This is a genomic window from Streptomyces rubradiris, assembly GCF_016860525.1.
GTDB classification, from domain to species: Bacteria; Actinomycetota; Actinomycetes; order Streptomycetales; family Streptomycetaceae; genus Streptomyces; species Streptomyces rubradiris.
Genome location: NZ_BNEA01000015.1, coordinates 910,839 through 930,815 on the forward strand (window position 1 = coordinate 910,839; position 19,977 = coordinate 930,815).

General features: G+C 71.0%; 14 protein-coding genes and 2 pseudogenes. 11 read left to right on the forward strand and 5 right to left on the reverse strand.

Annotation, left to right across the window (positions count from 1 at the left end; all coding sequences use genetic code 11):
• Positions 1-63 precede the first annotated feature (63 nt).
• The 8 genes and pseudogenes from Srubr_RS17320 (at position 64) to Srubr_RS17355 (ending at position 8,214) form a co-directional block, all read left to right on the forward strand.
• Positions 64-822 carry a hypothetical protein gene (locus tag Srubr_RS17320; RefSeq protein WP_229926398.1) on the forward strand — a complete coding sequence of 253 codons (759 nt, stop codon included), beginning with the start codon at positions 64-66 and terminating at the stop codon, positions 820-822.
• Positions 807-1,373 (forward strand): GNAT family N-acetyltransferase, encoded by a 567-nt coding sequence (locus Srubr_RS17325; RefSeq protein WP_189989486.1) that lies wholly within the window; start codon positions 807-809, stop codon positions 1,371-1,373. Before Srubr_RS17320 ends, Srubr_RS17325 begins: the two co-directional genes overlap by 16 nt.
• Entirely contained in the window at positions 1,370-1,717 is a 348-nt protein-coding gene (locus Srubr_RS17330) for a helix-turn-helix domain-containing protein (RefSeq protein WP_189989488.1), read from the forward strand. Before Srubr_RS17325 ends, Srubr_RS17330 begins: the two co-directional genes overlap by 4 nt.
• Before the next feature lie 37 nt (positions 1,718-1,754).
• Positions 1,755-2,503: pseudogene (locus Srubr_RS40795) on the forward strand (IS5 family transposase); the annotation flags it as partial.
• Between the two features lie 656 nt (positions 2,504-3,159).
• Positions 3,160-4,929: a group II intron reverse transcriptase/maturase gene (gene ltrA / locus Srubr_RS17340; protein ID WP_189989492.1), complete on the forward strand. Its 1,770-nt coding sequence runs from the start codon at positions 3,160-3,162 to the stop codon at positions 4,927-4,929.
• A 364-nt stretch (positions 4,930-5,293) separates the two neighbouring features.
• Positions 5,294-5,725 (forward strand): annotated as a pseudogene (locus tag Srubr_RS17345) (Scr1 family TA system antitoxin-like transcriptional regulator); the annotation flags it as partial.
• 269 nt (positions 5,726-5,994) lie between these two features.
• Positions 5,995-6,576, forward strand: a complete 582-nt coding sequence (locus Srubr_RS17350) for a GntR family transcriptional regulator (RefSeq protein WP_268257560.1) — start codon at positions 5,995-5,997, stop codon at positions 6,574-6,576.
• Positions 6,577-6,753: 177 nt separating this feature from the next.
• Positions 6,754-8,214 carry an amino acid permease gene (locus tag Srubr_RS17355; RefSeq protein ID WP_189989496.1) on the forward strand — a complete coding sequence of 487 codons (1,461 nt, stop codon included), beginning with the start codon at positions 6,754-6,756 and terminating at the stop codon, positions 8,212-8,214.
• Here Srubr_RS17355 and Srubr_RS17360 read toward each other — a convergent pair.
• Genes Srubr_RS17360 through Srubr_RS17370 form a run of 3 tightly spaced genes read right to left on the reverse strand, consistent with a single transcriptional unit; the run spans position 8,194 to position 11,567 of the window.
• Positions 8,194-9,495, reverse strand: coding sequence for a sensor histidine kinase (locus tag Srubr_RS17360; protein WP_189989498.1), 1,302 nt, complete (start codon positions 9,493-9,495; stop codon positions 8,194-8,196). The genes Srubr_RS17355 and Srubr_RS17360 overlap by 21 nt on opposite strands.
• A 43-nt stretch (positions 9,496-9,538) precedes the next feature.
• Positions 9,539-11,293, reverse strand: coding sequence for a sodium/solute symporter (locus Srubr_RS17365; RefSeq protein ID WP_189989501.1), 1,755 nt, complete (start codon positions 11,291-11,293; stop codon positions 9,539-9,541).
• Positions 11,294-11,321: 28 nt separating this feature from the next.
• Positions 11,322-11,567: a hypothetical protein gene (locus Srubr_RS17370; RefSeq protein ID WP_308439873.1), complete on the reverse strand. Its 246-nt coding sequence runs from the start codon at positions 11,565-11,567 to the stop codon at positions 11,322-11,324.
• 753 nt (positions 11,568-12,320) lie between these two features.
• On the opposite strand from Srubr_RS17370, the gene Srubr_RS17375 reads away from it, so the two are divergent.
• Entirely contained in the window at positions 12,321-14,870 is a 2,550-nt protein-coding gene (locus Srubr_RS17375) for an SdrD B-like domain-containing protein (protein WP_189989505.1), read from the forward strand.
• Between the two features lie 278 nt (positions 14,871-15,148).
• Entirely contained in the window at positions 15,149-15,829 is a 681-nt protein-coding gene (locus Srubr_RS17380; RefSeq protein ID WP_189989831.1) for a hypothetical protein, read from the forward strand.
• Between the two features lie 7 nt (positions 15,830-15,836).
• Here Srubr_RS17380 and Srubr_RS17385 read toward each other — a convergent pair whose 3' ends face one another.
• Positions 15,837-17,048, reverse strand: coding sequence for a right-handed parallel beta-helix repeat-containing protein (locus tag Srubr_RS17385; RefSeq protein ID WP_229926429.1), 1,212 nt, complete (start codon positions 17,046-17,048; stop codon positions 15,837-15,839).
• A gap of 214 nt (positions 17,049-17,262) precedes the next feature.
• On the opposite strand from Srubr_RS17385, the gene Srubr_RS17390 reads away from it, so the two are divergent.
• Positions 17,263-18,414, forward strand: a complete 1,152-nt coding sequence (locus Srubr_RS17390; RefSeq protein WP_189989509.1) for a Dyp-type peroxidase — start codon at positions 17,263-17,265, stop codon at positions 18,412-18,414.
• 173 nt (positions 18,415-18,587) lie between these two features.
• On the opposite strand, the gene Srubr_RS17395 is transcribed toward Srubr_RS17390, so the two are convergent.
• A complete protein-coding gene (locus tag Srubr_RS17395; protein ID WP_229926399.1) occupies positions 18,588-19,745 on the reverse strand; it encodes an oxygenase MpaB family protein in 1,158 nt (385 codons plus the stop codon).
• Positions 19,746-19,977 lie beyond the last annotated feature (232 nt).

The window sequence follows — 19,977 nt, forward strand, 5'->3', positions numbered from 1 at the left end:
CGGGCTGCCCTGGCCGGCGCTGCCGAAGCCCTCAACCTCCAGAAGAAGTCAGCAACTCAGCGCGTGCGACAGAAGCTGTTCGCCCTCGCCTCCGACTTCACCGCAGCTGCCACCTGGTCACTGATCGACGCTGGACAGCTCGACGGGGCCGGCAAGCACCTCGACCGCGCCCTGACGCTCGCCGGCATGGCCCAAGACGCCGAAATGACCATGCAAGTGTGGAACTTGCGTGCGATGCTCGCCCGCCAGCAGGGCGAGTACGCCGAGGCGGTAGCCGCCGCCCAGGCAGCCCAGATGACGACCGTAGCGCGGCGTAGCCCGTTCCACGCCTCCCTGGCCCACGCCCGGACCGCGGTCGGTCACGCGCACCAGGGAGACCGGCAGGCCGCCTTGCGCTCCCTCGGCCGCGCCGAGGACGCCTTGGGCAAGGCAGACATGGCCACGCCTCGCCCCACCTGGATCGCCTTCTACGGCCCGGCAGAGCTGCACTCCCTGACCGCGACTATTCGCGACGTCCTGGGGGAGCCCGCGGAAGCAGAGGCAGCGTCCTACCGAGCACTCGCCGCACTCCCCAAGACCTTACGCCGCAACCGCGCGTGGATCACCGCCCGCCTCGCCCTCTCCCAACTCCATCAAGGCGACGTCGAGGAGGCGTGCACCACGAGCGGTGATGTCTTCACGATCATGAACGGGGGTCCGCTGCCAGGCCGGATGCGCCGACTCCTCGGCGACTTCCAGCGCGACCTGATCACCACGGCCCCCTCCTCTCGCATCGCCCAGGAATGGGCCGACCGCTACCGGACCGAATGGAGCACCCCGTGACCACACCCGCCATCGAGCTCCGCCACTACGGGCACGACGACCTGCCCCAGATCCGACAGACGCTCCTCGACGTGCACGCCGACGCGTACGCAGATCAGATGGACGATGAGTTCAACCAGAAGTTCCCGTGGTTCGTCGATCACTGGGGAGGCAACCCCGGCTTCTCCTGCGTCATCGCGTACGACTCGGGCGAGCCGGTCGGCTTCGCATACGGAGCGCCGGCCGCCCCGGGACGAGAGTGGTGGCGTGAGCACGTGGACGAGCCGCCGACGGATAGCACGACGTTCAGCTTCTCGGAGCTGATGGTGCGGCCGAAGTGGCGCAAGACCGGGGTCTCTGAGCATCTACACAACGATCTGCTGGCTCATCGTCCGGAGGCCCTGGTCGTACTGCTCGTGGACCCGAGCCACCCCAAGGTCCAGGCCCTGTACGAGCGGTGGGGGTACAAGAAGGTTGGGAACCGTCAGCCCTTCCCGGACTCCCCCAACTTCGCCGTCATGCTGCTCGACCTGCACTCGACCGCCTTCTACCAGAACGGCTACGAGAAGTGACAACATCGGTCGGTGGGCGCTGCACTGGCACTGACCCGTCCCACCTGACCACCGCCAGCCCGGCAACCCCCGCACCGGCCGAGATCGTCCTGGGCGTCTACCTGCGCGCCCTGCGGCACGCGCGTGAGCAGACGCTCTCGGACATGGCGCGCTACGCCGCGGTCAGTGTGTCCGCGCTCAGCAGGATCGAGCGCGGGGAGAATCCGATCTCTCCGCACACCCTGCACGCCCTCCTCCAGCACTATGGGGTGGGCGCCAGGTACATTCAGTACCTGGCACGGCACCTACCGTTGGCCGCGCGCGGCAACCAGCACTACACGCCGCAGGAGCGGCGGCGCGCCTAGGCAGTTTCGTTTGGATCGGTTGGTCGTTGGTCCGGGTGTGCCGTTAACAGATGCGCAGTGGGCGCGGATCGAGCCGTTACTCCCGGACCGCACGCCGAAGCGGGGTGGCCGCTGGCGGGATCATCGCGAGGTGATCGACGCGATCGCGTTCAAGTTCCAGACCGGAACGCAGTGGGTCCACCTGCCGGAGAAGTACGGCAACTGGAGAGGCGTCTACAACCGGCTGCGGATGTGGGCCGTGGACGGCACGTGGGAGCGGGTGTTCACCGCTCTGGTGGCCCAGGCCGACGCGGACGAGGACCTCGGCTGGGCCGTCTCGGTGGACTCCACGATCGTGCGGGCCCACCAGCACGCGGCCGGGGCCCGCAAAAAGGGGCCCCGGCCGGCGAACCCGGCGACCATGCCATCGGCCGCTCCCGCGGCGGACTGACCACGAAGATCCACCTCGCCGCCGATGCCCGCTGCCGGCCCCTCGCGTTCGTCCTCACCGCCGGACAGGCCGGTGATGCACCCGCCTTCACCGAGGTCATGGCCCGCCTGCGCGTTCCTCGCCGGCGAGGACGACCTCGCACCAGGCCGGATGTGGTCCTGGCCGACAAGGCGTACTCCTCCCGCGCGATCCGCGAGCACCTGCGCAAGCGCGGCATCCGGGCAGTGATCCCCGTCCCTGCTGATCAGCGCAGCCACCGGCTCCGTCGGGGCAGCCGGGGCGGCAGGCCGCCGGCCTTCGACCGCGAGACCTACAAGCAGCGCAACACCGTCGAGCGGTGCATCAACCGCCTGAAGGTGCGACACGAAGTCGCACACGTTAAGTGGGAAAGCCACGAAGGAAGGAGAAATGTGCTGACCCCGGATTAGTGTCCGCAATCCGTTCCCGCGCTCACATGCGCCGCCGGTAACAGCGGGGTGTGAAGCTGAGCGTTCAAGCCCAAGGGTTCCCTGGCCATCGGGGGACGACAGGTGAGGGAAAGGCTGGACGGGTGAACCGCGTGAACCCCCGTTGATGTCTCGTAAGGTTGAAGCCACCCGATGGTTCGCAATCAGTGGCTATAGAACCCGGCGTTGAAATACGCCAGGCGACTCCCGAGGACTTTAGGTCGGGAGGAGGACACCGCCGGTTCCGGGATAGAGGGGGCACCCACCCCAGCCGCAACTTACGTGTGTGGAACGTGGAAACCCCGTTGGAGTCCGGGCTTGCCCGGTAAGCCGACCGCGAGGAAGGCCCAACTCTCCAGCGGGAACAGGATGGCCCAAGAAGCGAACGCCGGTCGACCGAAAGGTCAGAGGAAACCCTGGAGTCCTTCAACCCAGGCTATAACTCGCCGGATACAGGTCGGAATGACCTGGCCCGAAAGGGTGCCCACGTGGGCCGGGTGAGCCTTTGAACCATCCCGAGTAATGACGCCAGAACCTGCCGGACAAGTTAGACGCGAAGGAGGAACATGCGACAGACAGTCCCTACTGCCCGCCGCACCTCCACAGCGAACGGACCGCAGGGCGACCCACTGGACTGGCACGGCATCGACTGGGCCAGCACTGAGGGAAACGTACGGCGCCTGAGACAACGGATCTTCAAAGCGACACAGGAAGGGGACCTCAAGAAGGTCCGCAATCTGCAGAAGCTCATGCTGCGGAGCCGCAGTAACACGCTATTGAGCGTGAAACGGGTAACGCAGCAGAGCAAGGGCCGCAAGACGGCAGGCATCGACAGGGAACGAGCGCTCACCCCCCAGGCGCGTGCTCGCATGGCGGTCGAAATAGACCAGCAAACCCAGCCCTGGAGAGCCAGGCCCGTCAAGCGGGTCTACATCCCGAAGAGCAATGGAAAGCAACGCCCGCTCGGCATCCCAGTAATGCGCGACCGAGTAATCCAGGCACGCGTAAAGAACGCACTGGAACCCGAGTGGGAAGCCCGGTTCGAATCACGATCCTACGGATTCCGACCAGGCCGCGGATGCCACGACGCCATCCAGGCGATCTTCAGCACCGCGAAGGGCAAAACGGCCAAGCGCCAGTGGGTACTCGACGCCGACCTGGCCGCAGCGTTCGACCGCATCGACCACGAACACCTGCTCAGCTGCGTCGGCGGCTTCCCTGCCAGGGAACTCGTCCGGCAGTGGCTGAAGGCGGGCGTGGTCGACAACGGGCGCTTCACTCGCACCGACGAGGGAACACCTCAAGGCGGAGTAATCAGCCCCTTGTTGCTCAATATTGCACTTCACGGAATGGAGGAAGCCGCAGGCGTTCGTTTCGCAACCCGCAAAGGAACAGTGATGTGGGCTGCGAAGGGGACGCCAATCCTGGTGCGTTACGCCGACGACTTTGCAGTGTTCTGCACGAGCAAGGAGGAGGCTGAGAAGGTCAAGTCGCGGCTTGGTGAATGGCTTGAACCCCGAGGTCTTCGCTTCAACGAAGAGAAGACGCGAATCCTTCATCTTTCCGAAGGGTTCGACTTCCTCGGCTTCAACGTTCGACGCCATGGCGACAGCCTGATCATTACGCCCAGCAAGGATGCGGTGAAGAGAATCCGGTATCGACTGCGTTCCGAGACGCAAGCTCTTCTCGGGCAGAGCATCACAGTCGTACTTCGCAGACTCTCCCCGATCGTCAGGGGCTGGTCTGCGTACTACCGGACGGTGGTGTCCAGCAAGACATTCTCAGCGCTGGACAGTTACGTGTGGACGCTCACCTACAAGTGGGCCAAGCGCACCCACCCGAAGAAGTCGAAGCACTGGATTGTCAACAAGTACTTCGGCAGACTCAACCGGTCCAAGAACAATAACTGGGTCTTCGGTGACCGCACCACAGGTGCACATCTTCCCAAGTTCGCCTGGACCAACATCAGAAGACACCAACTAGTCAAGGGAAAGTCGTCACCCGACGATCCCGCGCTCCATGACTACTGGAGTCAGCGTCGCAGGACGCGCACACCTCCACCAATGGACAAGATCAGCCTTAATCTGGCAGCCCGCCAGAAAGGGCTCTGTCCGCTCTGCGGTCAGGCGCTCATCGCTGGAGCAGAATACGAGCCGGAAAGCCCACGCGAGTGGATCGACTGGTTCGATGCGATGAAGAAGCGGTTGCACAAACATCATTTCACCTACCGTCGAGACGGTGGATCTGATGAAGTCAAGAATCTTCGACTCGTTCACTCCGAATGTCATCAGCAGCTTCATGCACGAGATGGCAGAAACAAACAGCAGTTTCTGTGAAGCGTTTGGGCTTGCTTGAGCCGTGGTGCCTGGAAACAGGCATGCCCGGTTCTGAGGGGGCCGGGTCATGGCAACATGACCCGGCTACCCGACCAGTGGCGAGGCATCGCCACCCGCTACGAGAAAACCGCCACCGTCTACCTGGCCGGACTCCACATCGCGGGCATCTTCCTCTGGTCCGCCCGATGATCCAAACGAAAGACCCTAGCATGCCCCCGGCAACCTGGTGCGCCGGGGCCGGTGGGACAAGTGGGTGGATGTCGCCGATGATGCGACCGCCCGGTACGCGGCCGTGACGCGAGCGGCGAGCGTGATCGTGCAGTAGGCCGCGGCACGGCTCCCGCCCGGCTACCGCACAGCCGCGTACCGGGCGGCGATCACCGATCCAGGGCTCTGCCCCGACCCGGATGAAGCCACCGAGCCGCCCGCCTGGCTCGCGCAAGTGCCGCGCAACCCTGAGCAGCGCCGGACGCTGCTGCTGGACGACACCGTCCTGTACCGGCCGGTGGGCGGGCCGGCCACGATGGCTGAGCAGTGCGGTCACCTGCTGCGCCTCATGGAGGGCACCACCGGAGCCGGGCCGGTGGACATCCGTGTCCTGCCGCATGACGGGCCACCCGGGGCCTTCCAGCTCGCCGGCGGCGAGGTGGGGATGGTCACCGTCTACGACAAGCAAATGATCATCGGCATGCACATCACGCCCTGGTACGAGACCCGGTCCGGCTACGCCCGGGCTCTCACCGAGAGCCTGCTCCAATTGCAGAGACGGCCGACCGCCAGCACTCCTACGACCTGATCAGCCAGGCCGCCGACCGATGGCGGCGGGCGGCCTGACGAGGGCCGCCCGCCCAGCGCCCTGCCTGTGGCTCTACGCGTTGTAGCCCTTCTGCCTGCCCCCCCGGACCCCACGCCGCGGCGACCACGCTGAAGCAGTCGCGGCAGAGCGGGTTCGCGCCCGTGCCGTACCGCTTACACGGCTCCGAGCACCGTGTGCACCGGCCCGCCACGTCACTGCCCCAGACGGGGGCCGCGTAGCTCGCCAGCTCGGTGTCGGTTGGGGCGACCATCTTCGCGGGTCCGTTCTGCTCACTCTTATCGCCTGTCGAACAGAAGCTGGCCGCCCGGTTCGGCGTCTCGGCGACGCCGGTCCGGGAGGCGATGCTCGACCTGGCCAAGGAGGGGCTGGTCGACACCGTGCCCAACAAGGGGTTCCGGGTCACCGTCGTCTCCGACCGGCAGCTGGACGAGTACACGCAGATCCGGGCGCTCGTCGAGATCCCGACCGTGGCGGCCCTGGCCCGCACCGCCGACCGGGTCTCGCTGGAGGCGCTGCGCCCGGCGGCCCGGGAGATCGTCGCCGCCGCCGCGGCGGGCGACCTGATCGCCTACGTCGAGGCGGACACCCGCTTCCACCTCGGCCTGCTCGCCCTCGCGGGCAACGCGCACCTGGTCGAGGTCGTCGCCGACCTGCGGGGGCGTTCCCGGCTGTACGGGCTGACCGCGCTGGTCCAGGCGGGCCGGCTGCTCGCCTCCGCCGAGGAGCACCTGGAACTGCTGGACGCCCTGCTGGAGCGCGACGAGCGGGCCGTCCACGCGATCATGACCCGGCATCTGGGCCATGTGCGCGGGCTGTGGGCGGCGGACTGACCGCGGCCGGCACCGGACATCTGGCGGCGGGAGGTCCGCGCCGCAACGTTTTTTGCACGATCAAGCGGCCCGCACGGAACAAAAAACGGCGATTTTGAGCCAGTTCCGCGCATCCCCGACCATGGAGCCCGTCCCGGTGATCCCGGGAACGTTCGTTCCATGAGAGGCGCACCACCCATGCACAACACCGGAACCGTCGCACAGTCGGCTCCGGCCTCCGCGGAGACCCCCGCGGCGCCGCCCACGGTTCCCGCCGAGGACCCCCGCGGCGACGCCGGCCGGCATGCCCGCCGGTTCGGCCTGCCCGTCGCCACCGCCCTGGTCATGGGCAACATCATCGGCGGCGGCATCTTCCTGCTGCCCGCCTCCATCGCCCCCTACGGCACGGTCAGCCTGGTCGCGTTCGTCGTGCTGACCGTCGGCGCCATCGCGCTCGCCCTGGTCTTCGGCCGGCTGGCCGCCCGGGACCCGCGCACCGGCGGCCCCTATGTCTACGCCCGTGAGGCGTTCGGCGACTTCGCCGGCTTCCTCGCGGCCTGGTCGTACTGGATCACCACCTGGGTGTCGAACGCGGCGCTCGCCGTCGCCGCCGTCGGCTACCTGGACGTTCTGGTCCCGGTCAACGACCACCGCTGGACCGCCTGCCTGGCCGCGCTGGCCCTCCAGTGGCTGCCCGCCCTCGCCAACTTCGCCGGCACCCGGTACGTCGGCGCCGTCCAGCTGGTCTCCACCGTGCTGAAGTTCGTACCGCTGCTGCTGGTGGCGGTCGGCGGGCTGTTCTTCTTCGACCCGGACCGGCTCGGGCCGTTCAACGCGAGCGGGCACGGCGCGGTCGGCGCGGTCTCCGCCTCCGCCGCCCTGCTGCTCTTCTCCTACCTCGGGGTGGAGTCCGCCGCCGTCAGCGCCGGCGAGGTCAAGAACGCCCGCCGCAACGTGGGCCGCGCCACCGTCATCGGCACCGCGGGCGCGGCGCTGGTGTACCTGCTGGGCACGGTGTCGGTGTTCGGCACGGTCGCCCACGACCGGCTGGTGTCCTCCACCGCGCCGTTCTCGGACGCCGTGAACACGATGTTCGGGGGCAGCTGGGGCGGTACGGCGGTGGCGCTCGCCGCGCTCGTGTCGATGACCGGCTGCCTCAACGGCTGGACCCTGCTCAGCGCCCAGACGCCGTACGCGGCGGCGCGCGACGGGCTGTTCCCGAGCGCCTTCGCCCGCCGCCGGCGGGGCGTGCCCACGGTCGGCGTGGGCGTGACGGTCGTCCTCGCCTCGCTGCTCACCGTCTACAACTACTTCTCCGGCTCGGGCAAGGTCTTCGACGTCCTGGTCCTGGTGACCACGTTCACCGCGACCGTCCCGTATCTGCTGGCCACCGCCGCGCAGATCTTCCACCTGGTGGCCGGGCGGCCCGGGCAGGTCGACCGGGGGCGGCTGGTGCGGGACTCCGTGATCACCGCCGTGGCCGCCGCGTTCTCCGTCTGGCTGATGGCGGGCGCCGGTTACGCGGCGGTGTACCAGGGTGTGCTGTTCCTGTTCGTCGGGATCATCGTCTACGCGGTGATGGCGGCGCGCCGGCAGCGCAGGCAGGCGCCGGCGGGCGAGATGCCGGCGGCCGGGACCTCAGCGGTCGAGACGGCGTAGCCCACCGGCCCCCGGCTCCGTGACCCCCGGCACTTCGGTGTCCGGGGGTTCGGTGTTCTCGGGCCCGGTGTCCGCGGGCGGATGCTCCGGCGGCGCGCTGTGGACTCCGGGCCGGTACTTGGGGACCCGGAGGGTGACCTTCGTCCCCGCTCCGACGCCCGTCTCGATCACCAGGCCGTGCTCGTCGCCGTAGACCTGGCGCAGCCGCTCGTCCACGTTGCGCAACCCGATGCCCGCCGTCGGGCCGTCCTCGCCGCGCAGGATGCGGCGGAGCCGGCCGGGCTCCGTGCCCACCCCGTCGTCCTCGACGACGATCCGGGCCGTCGCCCCCTCGTCCCGTGCGGTGATCGTGATCCGGCCGCGCCCGGTGCTGCCCTCCAGTCCGTGCTTGACCGCGTTCTCCACCAGGGGCTGGAGGCAGAGGAAGGGCACGGCCACCGGCAGCACCTCGGGGGCGATCCGCAGGGTGACCTCCAGCCGCGGCCCGAACCGGGCCCGGACCAGCTCCAGGAACTGCTCGACGGCGCGCAATTCCTCGGCCAGGGTGGTGAACGCGCCGTGCCGGCGGAAGGAGTAGCGGGCGAAGTCGGCGAACTCCAGCAGCAGCTCGCGGGCCCGCTCGGGGTCGGTCCGCACGAAGGACGCGATCGCCGCCAGCGAGTTGTAGACGAAGTGCGGGGAGATCTGCGCCCGCAGCGCCCGGACCTCCGCCTCGATCAGGCCGGTGCGGGTCCGGTCGAGGTCGGCGAGTTCCAGCTGGACGGAGACCCAGCGCGCCACCTCCTCGGTGGCCCGCGCCCCGGACCCCGGCTCGCCCGCGCCGAGCACGACGAGGGCGCCGGGCACCCGCCGGTCGACGGTGAGCGGGGCGGCGGCGCCCCAGCGCACCGGGCAGTCCGGGTCCGGGCAGGCGACGGCGAAGGTCTGCGCGCGGCCGGTGTCCAGCACCTGGCGGACCCGCTCCAGGGCCGCCTCCGCGTGGTGCCGGCCCGGCCCCTCCCAGGCCAGCAGCCGGTCCTCGGCGGTGAGCCCGAGCGCGGCCGTGCCGAACAGCGGCCGCAGCCCGCGGACCGCCTTGCGGGCGGCTTCCGGGGTGAGTCCGGCGCGCAGCGGGGGCGCGGCCACGGACGCGGTGTGCAGGGTGCGGAAGGTGGCGCGTTCCACGGGGGTGCCGGGGTCCGGGCCGCCGTGGGCCGCCCGGCGGGCCAGCAGGCGTCCGGTGGCGAGCCCGGCGGCGAAGAGCAGCGGGGCCCCGGCGGCGAGCAGGGCGAGGCCGTTCACGGGCGCGTGCCGTGGGCGGCGTACCGCCGAAGCCGGTGGGTGGTCATGGCGTCGTCACTCCTCGGCGGGTGCTGGGCAGGTCCCGGCCGGCCGGGCGTTCGGGCAGGTGGAGGCGGGCCATGACGGCCTCGGTGCCGGGCGGTACGCGGTCCCTGGTCGCCAGGGACACCAGGATCATGGTCAGGAAGCCGAGCGGGACGGACCACACGGCGGGCCAGGCGAGCAGGGAGTGCGCCCAGCCGCCGGCCGGTGGCCCGGCGATGGTCAGGGTGACGGCGATGAGGGCGCCGCCACCGCCGGCGAGGAGTCCGGCGATCGCGCCGGGCGGGGTCAGCCCGCGCCACCAGATGCCGAGCACCAGCAGCGGGCAGAAGGCGGAGGCGGCCACGGCGAAGGCGAGTCCCACGGCGCCGGCGACGGGGAGCTGGCCGGCGGCCACGCTCACGGTGCCGGGCACGGCCACCGCCGGCAGCGTGGCGAGCCGGAAGCGGCGGACGCCGAGCGAGGGCAGCACGTCCTGGCTGAGCACGCCCGCGACGGACAGGGTGAGCCCGGAGGCGGTGGACAGGAAGGCGGCGCAGGCACCGGCGGCGATCAGCGCGCCGAGCAGATCGCCTGCGGTGCCGCCGAGCAGCCGCTCGGGCAGGACGAGGACGGCGGCGTCGGTGTCGCCGGTGAGCAGCAGGTCGGGAGCGTAGAGCCGGCCGAGGACGCCATAGAGGGGCGGCAGCAGGTAGAAGCCGCCGACGAGGGCGAGCACGATCACGGTGGTGCGCCGGGCGGCGCGGCCGTCGGGGTTGGTGTAGAAGCGGACGAGGACGTGCGGCAGCCCCATGGTGCCGAGGAAGGTGGCACAGATCAGCCCGTACGTGGCGTAGAGCGGATGCGCCTCCTCGCCGCCGGACAGCGGTGCCGCCCAGCCGGCGGCGCCGCCCGGCCGGCCGTCGCCGGAGGCGCGCTCGGGCACCGGAGTCCCGGGCGTGAAGCGCAGGGTGGTGCCGGCCCGGATCTCGTGCACCCCGGGGTCCAGCGCCAGCGGGGCGCCGTCGTAGGTCCTGCCGTCCACGGCACCGCTCGCCACGGCCCGCAGCGGCGCCTCGATCCGCAGCCGTACGGTGCTGTCGACGGTGACCTGGGTGTGCCGGCGGAAGGCCGGCGGCTCCTCCAGGGCGCCGGCGGGGCGCGGGTCGCCGTGCCAGGCGAGCAGCAGGAACAGCGCGGGTACGAGGAGCGCGATCAGCTTCAGGCAGTACTGGAACGCCTGCACGAAAGTGATGCCGCGCATGCCGCCGGCGGCCACGGCCAGGGTGACGACGACGGCGACGAGCACGCCGCCGAGCCAGTGCGGGGCGCCCGTGACCAGGCCGAGGGTGAGGCCGGCGCCCTGGAGCTGGGGCAGCAGGTAGAGCCAGCCGACGCCGACGACGAGCACCCCGGCGACCCGCCGGGCGGCCGTGGAGCCGAGCCGTGAGTCGGCGAAGTCGGGCAGGGTGTAGGCACCGGAGCGGCGCAGCGGGGCGGCGACGAACGCGAGCAGGACGAGGTAGCCGGCCGCGTAGCCGACCGGGAACCAGAGCATCTGGACGCCCTCGGCGGCGACGAGCCCGGCGATGCCGAGGAAGGAGGCGGCCGAGAGGTACTCCCCGCTGACGGCCATCGCGTTGAGGTACGGCGGGACGGTACGGGAGGCGACGTAGAAGTCGGAGGTGGTGCGGGAGACGCGCAGCCCCACCGAGCCGATCACCAGCGTGGCCAGGACCGCCGCCGACACGGCCACGATGCCGTACGTCTGGTTCACCCGGCGGCTCCAAGGGCCCGGGCCCCGGTCACCGCCGGGTCCCCTCGTCCCGTTCCACGGCGTCCCGTTCGTTGCGTTCGGCCCGCACGACGTACCACCGGCCGATGACGACGAACACGGGGTAGGCGCCGACTCCGAGCACGGCCCAGACGAGCAGCGCGCTGCCCGGCCGGGCCGCCGGGTCGGGCAGGGCGGCGAAGACGAGGGGCAGCGGGCCGGTCAGCCCGACGAGCATTCCGAAGGCCAGCACGCCGAGCCGGAATTGACGGCGCATCAATTCCCTGATTACGGCGGTGTCCTGGGGCCGTGTCCGGGCGGGGGGAACCGGACCGGGCGCCGGGCGGGACGTCCGGGGTGCCCCCGTGACCACCTCACGTCGGGGAGTCCCGGGTCCACCCATGCCGCGCCCTCCGGCCCGCGAAGATCACACGTCGCAGTGGAGTGTACGCACCCCAAAACCAAAGGGACAGCTCCCGGTCGGCGCCGGCCCCCGCCGCCACCGGGACCCCGTCTCCTCAGCGGCGGAGCGTCGAACGCCGCGCCGGCGCCGGTGCCGGCGTGGGCGGCCGGCCACGATGCGGGACGCGGCCGTCCGCCGCGGCCCCGTAGCCGTAATCGGCCGGTGCGGGGCCGAAAACCGTGAGGATCTTCAAGAATGCGGATACCGGCGCTTTCGGGAGTTCTGGTGGTAACGGCGAGATCCCCATGGATAGAATGTCGCGCGCCGCCCGCGATGGCGGTCGGCGAGGTCGGTGGTGGGGGCGAGGGTACCGTGTTCGAGCTGCGCGAACTCCCAACGTTTGAGCTGCGGAAACTCCCGGACCGGGGCGGTCCCGCCCAAGAGCCTGAACGCGTGTTCGCTTTTTCTGGCCCGCACTCCTCACGGCTCACCCGCGATATCCTCCGGCGATCACCGTAAAACGGCCCATGCACAGCGGTGTGGGCCCTTTTTCTTTGCCCCGGGGGCTTCGTTTTCCGGACACGGGGGCTTCGTTTTCCAGACAAAGGAAGTGTGGAGTGTGATGCCATGAACCGAGTCGGCAGAGACTCGCACCGGGCGGCCGGGGGGCTCGCGCAGCCTCTGGCGCGCACCGGCTTGTCCCTCCTCTTATTGGCGGGCGCCGCCGTCGGGGCGACGGCCGGACCGGCCACCGCCGCGGCCGACGACGGCACGCTGACGGTCCAAGTGCTGCGTGACTTCTTCGGCACCGGCGTGATCAACACGACGATGGACGTGCCGCAGCGGGGCATGCGGGTGGAGGTCTCCGACCCCGACGGGCACCGGGTCACCGGTGTCACGGACACCACCGGAAAGGTCGTGGTGGCCGAGTCGGCCGCGCTCGACGGCGGCCGGTACCGCGTCGACGTCAGCGTCCCGGAACCGTATCGCCGCTATCTGCGGGCGGCGCCCGCGTCGACGGCGGAGAACCACTTCGACAGCTTCACGTCGTTCGTGGACGTGTCGGACGGGAAGGACGCCTCGGTGGTGACCGGGGTGTGGGATCCGGCCGACTACGCGCTGCCGGACTCCCGGTACTTCGTGCCGGTCCACAACGGCCCGAACGGGAACGACAACCGGGCGCTGGTGGCGTTCGGGACGAAGGTCCGGGGCACGTGTCCCACCGACGCGGCGTGCCCGACCACCCTGGCCACCCAGGCCCAGGTGGGCACGACGTTCGGGCTGGCGTACGACACGTACCGGACCCGGCTGTTCCAGAGCGCGTTCGCCCGCCGGTACACCCCGTACGGGCCGCAGGGCGGGGGCGCGATCTACACGGTGCCGGTCGACGGTTCGGGTGCCCCGAAGCTGTTCGCGCGGGTGCCGGACGCCACGGTGACGCGGCACGACACCGCCAACATGATCAAGGACGCCGGGTTCACCGACGCGCCCGGCAAGGAGAGCATCGGCGGCCTGGCCCTGTCGGAGGACGGCACCACGCTGTACGCGGTGAACCTGCGCACCCGCAGCCTGGTGAGCTTCGACGCGACCGGCGCCACCGCCTCCGCGCCCAAGTCGACGGTCCCGATCCCGGACCCGGGGTGCGCGAACCGCGGCGACTGGCGGCCGTTCGGGCTCCAGACCCACGACAACACGCTGTACGTAGGCGGCGTGTGCAGCGCGGAGAGCACGCAGAAGCGCGAGGACCTGAAGGCCGTCGTCGCCACCTTCGACGGCAAGCGGTTCACCACGGTCCTGAGCCACCCGCTCACGGCCGAACGCGGCAGCGTCCACCGTTCCGACGACGCCCATGCCACCCACTGGAACCCGTGGAACACCAGCCTGGACACGTGGGACGACCGGAAGGTGCGCGACACCTTCATCGATCCGCAGCCGGAGCTGGCCTCCCTCGCCTTCGCCCGGGACGGCTCGATGATCCTGGGCTTCCGCGACCGGTTCATGGACGTGCTCAGCTGGGGAGGGCTGGACCCCCGCCCGGGGATCGACAAGGCGGAATACGCCATGTCCGGTGGCGACATCACCATGGTCTGCGCCACTCCCACCGGTGAATACCAGTGGGAAGGCACCGGGAGCTGTCCCAACAACGCCACCCCCGCCAACAGCGGCGGCCAGCCCGCCGACGTCGTGGAATACTTCCCGGGCGACTCCTTCGCCAGCGCCCACCAGGAGACCTCGCTGGGGTCGGTGGCCTACATCCCGCAGCAACAGTGGGTCGTCAGCACCGAGTTCGACCCGGTCGAGCAGGTCGCGACCTCGGGAACCGGCTACCACGACATCACGACCGGTGAGGGCCCGGGCAACGCCCCGAAGGCCAACGGGTACCAGTTCGTCAGCTCGGCCCAAGGCGGGTTCGGCAAGGCCGGCGGGCTCGGTGACATCGCCTACGCGGCGGCGAACGCGCCGATCCAGATCGGCAACGTCGTGTGGTTCGACGGCGACCACAACGGCATCCAGGACCCGGGGCACGTACTGCTGCCGGGAGCGACGATCAACCTGTTGGACGCGGACGGCGAACAGGTCGCCACGACCAGGACCAACGCGGCCGGCGAGTACTACTTCGGCGGTGTCGGCGCCGCGTACCAGCTCACGCCCGGCGCGAAGTACACGGTGCAGTTCGACGTGTGCACCGCGGACACCAGCCAGGTGCCCGAGCAGCCGGCGGCGAGCGAGCTGAGGTTCACGCTCCCGCGGGCCGGTGACAACCGTGCGCACGACTCCAACGTGACCCCGCCGACCACCGGGGAGCTGTGCAACGGCTACGCGCCCGTCACCGCTCCGGACAAGCCGGGCGGCGTCGACCACACCATCGACGCCGGGGTGTACATCCCGAAGGAGTCCCCCAGCCCGAGCCCGAGCCCGACCCCCGGTCCGAGCACCCCGGCTCCGACACCGGCCCCGAGTTCGCCGCCGGCCTCACCACCGGCCTCGACGCCACCGTCACCGGTGCCACCGTCACCGGCGCCGCCGGTCGGCCCGGCCCCGGGCGGCGGGGGCGGTTCGATGGCGAACACCGGTATGTCCGGGGTGCCGACGCTGATCGGCCTCGCCGGTCTGCTGGTGGGCGCGGGCCTGGTCATCGCGTTCGTGACCCGGAACCGTCGCGCCCGGCACCACTGAACGCACCGCACCACGGTGATCCGCCCGTCCGCGATCAGGACGGCGCGCACGGGCGGATCACGTCCCGGCCGGCCCCCGAGGGCCGGCCTCGCGTCGTGTGCCACCCCGGCGGCCGGGCGGCGGGGTGACGATCAAGAGGGTGAGGCAGTCAAGTGCCAGTGACGAACCGCGTGCGCGGCGGAAGAATCCGGCAGGCCCCACCGGGCCGCGCGCCCGGCCGGCGCCGATGGCGGTGGCCACACTGGGCGGCGGTCGCCGTCGGCCTGGCGGCGGTCGCGGTGGCCGTGTTCCTCCTCGCCGGCGGCGGCCCGGACCCGGGCGGCCCGCGCGCGCTGACCGAGGACGAGGCGAACCGGCTGGCCATCGCCCGGTTCCGCAACTACGAGGCGCGGGGCCGCGCGGTGACGATCACCGTGCCGGGCGCCACCGGCGGGCTGACCGTCACCGGCTCCGTGGACTACCGGGGCAAGGTCGGTTACGGCGTGGTGCGCGGCAGCGGGCGCGACACGTCCAGCGACGGGCTGATCCAGTGGACGGCCACCTCCGTGTACGTCCACCCGATGGCGCATGCCCCGGCGCACGCCCCCGCGTCACCACCCGGCTCCGGCTGGTACGACCGTCCGCTCCAGGCATCCGGCAGCGCGCTGGACACTTCGCTCGCCATCGCGCTCAAGCTCGGCAGCGACCGGCCGGACAACGCCGAACTGCTGCCGCAGAACGGGGCCGCCTGGTGGGGACGGGACCAGGTGGACGGGCACCGGGTGGACGTCATGACCGGGCCGGCCTCCCCGGACCGTTCCGGCACGGCGGGCAACGTGCGCTACTGGGTGGGCCCGGACGGCACCATGTACCGGGTCCGCGTCCGCGTGGAGTCCGAGGAGCAGCCGGTGGTCATCGCCTTCGACAGCCGGACGTACGTGCCGGTCGAGCCGGTGCCCGGGGTGACCCCGGCCCGGTAGCCGCCGTTCAGGGCGTCCGTACCCGCGCGTGCGCGGCGAGCAGGGACACCGGCGGCAGGGGGACGTCCGCCGGCTCGGGCAGGGCCGGGACGGCCGGGACGACGGTGGCGCCCGTGGTCGCCGCGTGGGGGAACTGCGGCTGCGGACCGGGCGCGGCGACCTCGGTGAACGGGATGCCGCCGGGTGCCGTCGGCGTCGCCCAAGTACCGGTCGGTGAGGGCGCCTTGGCGGGCAGCGGGCAGGCCGCGGTCGTCGCGAGCCGGGCGGGCGCCGTGCTGTCCAGTGCGTTGCCGCGCAGGCAGTTGCCCCGCCCCCGGGTGGCGGTGGGGAACGACCAGCCGACGTCGACGCCGTTGCCGTCGAACGTGTTGTCCACGATCTGGTTGCCGACCGGAGGGATGTCGGCGGTCGCGGTGATCACCAGCCCGGCGGTGCTGTTGCCGGTGACGCGGTTGCGCAGGAACCGGTTGCCGCTGCCGCCGTCGACGCCGATGCCGGTGCCCCAGCCGCCGTCGGCCTGTTCCGGGGTGGCCCGCTGCTGGTTGGCGGCGATCAGGTTGCCCGCGATGACGGCGTCCCGCTGCGGGAGCAGTTTCTCCTGGTGGTCGGAGTTGGTGGTGAGCCCGACCCGGTTGCCGGCGAAGCGGTTGCCGACCACGTACATGTCCCCGCCGGCGTTGGTGCCTTCGTAACCGACCGCGTTCAGCTCGGCGATGTTGTCCCGCACCACGATGCGGCAGGGCTTGCACTGGCCGACGTAGATTCCCGAGTCGGCGGCGCCCGAGGCGTACGAGTGCTCGATGACACCGTTCTGCGCGGAGAACGCGTAGATGCCGTACAGGCCGTTGCGGGTGGCGGTCACATGCGAGACCAGGAACGACTTCAGGAAGGTGACCGGCTCGTCACCGGTGTCGTAGCCCCCGGAACGCCCCGGCAGTCCGGCGGCCGCCTTCGCGGAACCGGTGACCAGGACCCCGTTCTGCGTGTTGTTCCGCACGGTCAGGTTCTGCACGGCCACTCCGGGCGCGGAGACGACGATGCCGTTCGGCTGCCGCGTCCGCCCGTCGATGACGACCTTGTCCCGGGACTCGCCACGGAGGGTGATCCGAGGCGTGGAGACCTTCACCGACTCGTGGTAGACGCCCGGTGCGACCAGCACCAGGTCACCGGGGCGGGCGAGGGACACCGCGTCCGAGATGGTCGGGGCGTCGGCCGGCACCCTGATGGTCACGTGCGCCCCGTCGGGCCGCCGGCCGTGGTCCGGCCCGTCGTCACCGGACCCGCAGCCCGCCAGTACGCATGCCAGTGTGCTCAATGACGCGGCCATCACACGAAGACGCAGACGAGGCATGGCCTCATCCTGGCATGAAGCCGGCCAGCCGCGGGGCCGGTCAACTCGTCTCATCGGGAAGGGATATGACATCCTGCACACCGTGAGCCGAGCCGAACCCCGCCCGTCCCGCCGCGCGTTCATCGGCGCCAGTGGGGCCGTGGCGGCCACCGGACTCACGGCGGGGTGCGAATCGCCCGCGGCCCGGCAGGACCGCCCCCCGTCCCCCACGCCCACCCCACGGGTCTCCCCCACCGGTCGTCACCAGGCGGGCGTCACGCTCCCGCGCACGGCCCAGCCGAACCTCCTGGCGGTGGTGGCCGATGTGGACGACGGCGTGGCCGTCGGCCCGCTGCTGGCCGAACTCGGCGAGGCCGTCCTCACGCTCACCGCGGGGACCGATCCGCGTCTGCTGGGCCTGGCGCCGGGCGACCTCACCGTGACGATCGGGGTGGGACCACGGCTGGTGCGCGGGGCCGGTCCCGCCCTGCCCGGCGCGGCGGACCTGCCCCGGTTCTCCCGCGAGCGGATCGCCCCGGGGTCGCGCGGCGGGGACCTGCTGGTACAGATCTGCGCCGGCGACCCCCTGCTGTTGCCGGTCGTCGCCGCCGCGCTGCTGGGGCAGGCCGGGGACCGGGTCCGGGAACGCTGGCGGCAGTCCGGACACCGTGGTCCGGACGTCCGGGTGAGCGAGGACGTCTCCGCGCCGCGCAACCTGCTCGGTTTCGTCGACGGCATCGTGGGCCCGCACACGGTGGCCGAACAGCGGCGTGATCTGTGGCTGGCCGGACCCGCTCCGGTCGCCGGCGGCACGATCGCCGTGGTACGGCGCATGGAACTCGACCTGCCACGGTTCGCCGCGCTCTCCGTGGCCGAGCAGGAGGCGGTCCTCGGCCGGCGCAGAACCACCGGTGCGCCTCTCTCCGGCGGGACCGCCGCCACCGACCCGGACCTCGGCGCCAAGACACCGGACGGACGCTACCTGGTCCCGGCCGACGCCCACGTCCGCCGGGCCCACCCGGGCGTGGTCGGCGTCGGCCTCATGCTCCGCCGCTCCTACAGCACCGACGGGCCCGCCCCCGGCCTGCTCTTCATCAGCTTCCAGAACGACCTGCGCACCTTCACGAAGACACTGGCCCACATGGAGAGTTCCGACGCACTGCTGCCCTTCACCACCACCACGGCCGGAGCGACCTTCCTCATCCTCCCCGGCTTCGACCGGCAACGGCCGCTGGGCGCGGGGCTGTTCTCCTGAACGGGCTGGGTTTCGGCTCTCGTCACGGGCCGGGCCGGCGCCGGTGACCGGCGGGGAGCAGGGAGGCGGTCTCCGGCCTGCCGGTGCGGACGGAACAGCGGGTGAGCGGCTACGACGGCCGCTGTACGCGGGACTGCCCCGGCCGGTGGGGGCCGGGGCAGCACCGGGTGAGGTCAGCGGCCGTCATGGAGTTCCTGGTGCATCTGCGGCTGCCTGTCCTTGTCGTGGGTGACGGCGTCCTCCAGCACCCTGTTGAACACCTTGCTGCCCGCGCCGATGGCCTCCTCGCGGGGGTCGACACCGGTGACCTTCTTGGCGGCACCGCCGAGAACGCTCCCGAACCCGCCGAGCGCGCTGTTGCCGACGGCAGCGGCCTTGGCGCCGAGGTCGACGGGACTGCGCGGGACACCGGCCATGTCGGCGTACTTGTCGGTGAGCGCCTGGCGGACCATCGCGAGGAACATGTCGGTGACGCCGGGGACGTTCCCCACCAGTTGCTTGTAGTAGGTGATGGCCTGCCGGGTCATGAAGACACCGTCGTCGGTCTTCTTCCACTCGTCGTCGCGGACCCTGGTCCACATCCGGTCGACCAGGTCCACGTCCTTGGGCAGCTGCCACCGCTCCGGCGTGCCGAGATAGTGGTTGACGTAGTGCCAGGCGCGCATGAAGCCGTGCGCGTCGGCCTTGGAGACGTCGATACCGAGGTTGCGCATGGCCTGCAGGATCTGCACGCTGAAGACGCAGGCCGCGCCGGTGGTGTACTTCTGCGAGACGGGCATCCCCCACTTCGCGTAGTCCCACTCGCCGCTCTTCCGGTGCAGTTGCCGCACCGAGGCGTGGACGAGCCGGACCTTGGTGACCGTCGCCTTCAGCGTCCCGTCGCGCATGGCGCCCTTGTCGCCCATGCCCTGGAACAGCCGGGTGGACTGCGAAAGACGGCGGCCGGGGCCTTCGACGCCGCCGAGGCGGCCGGTGGACCGCAGGGTGTAGGCCCCGGTAGGCGAGAGGTAGGTGCCGATGAGGCCGACCGTGCCCTGGAGCATCGACGCCTCGCCGTGGTGGTGGGCGAAGAAGCCCTCCGCGGCCTTGGTGTCGTCCTCGCTCCAGCCCGGCGGCTCGGCCTCCGCCTGTCGCATGAAGTCCGCCAGCCGCGGCGGCAGTTGCGCGTAGTCCATGCCGGGCTTGAGGGTGTTGACCGTGCGGAAGAGTTCGTTGACCCCGGGCACCTCCCCTTGGTCGATCATCGCGGACACCAGCTCGTCGGCGGGCGGATCACCCGCCTGCGCCGCCGCTTCCAGCTCCTGCGCGAAGTTCGCTTCCGTCAGCGCCACAGCCGATCTCCCTTTCCCATGACTTCGGTACGGACACGCCGGCAAGATCGCGGAATCGATGCTTCCGCCGCCTCGCGCGGTGGGCAAGGGCCGCTCAGGGGCGTACGGGAGTGCTTTGCGTCGCGCCTTCACTGCTTGGCGCTCTGCCGTCTCCGCGAACACCCGCGGAAGAAACGGAAGAAACAATTGCGGGCCGCAGCGATTCTTCGTTCCCGGCTTTGTGCCGAGATGC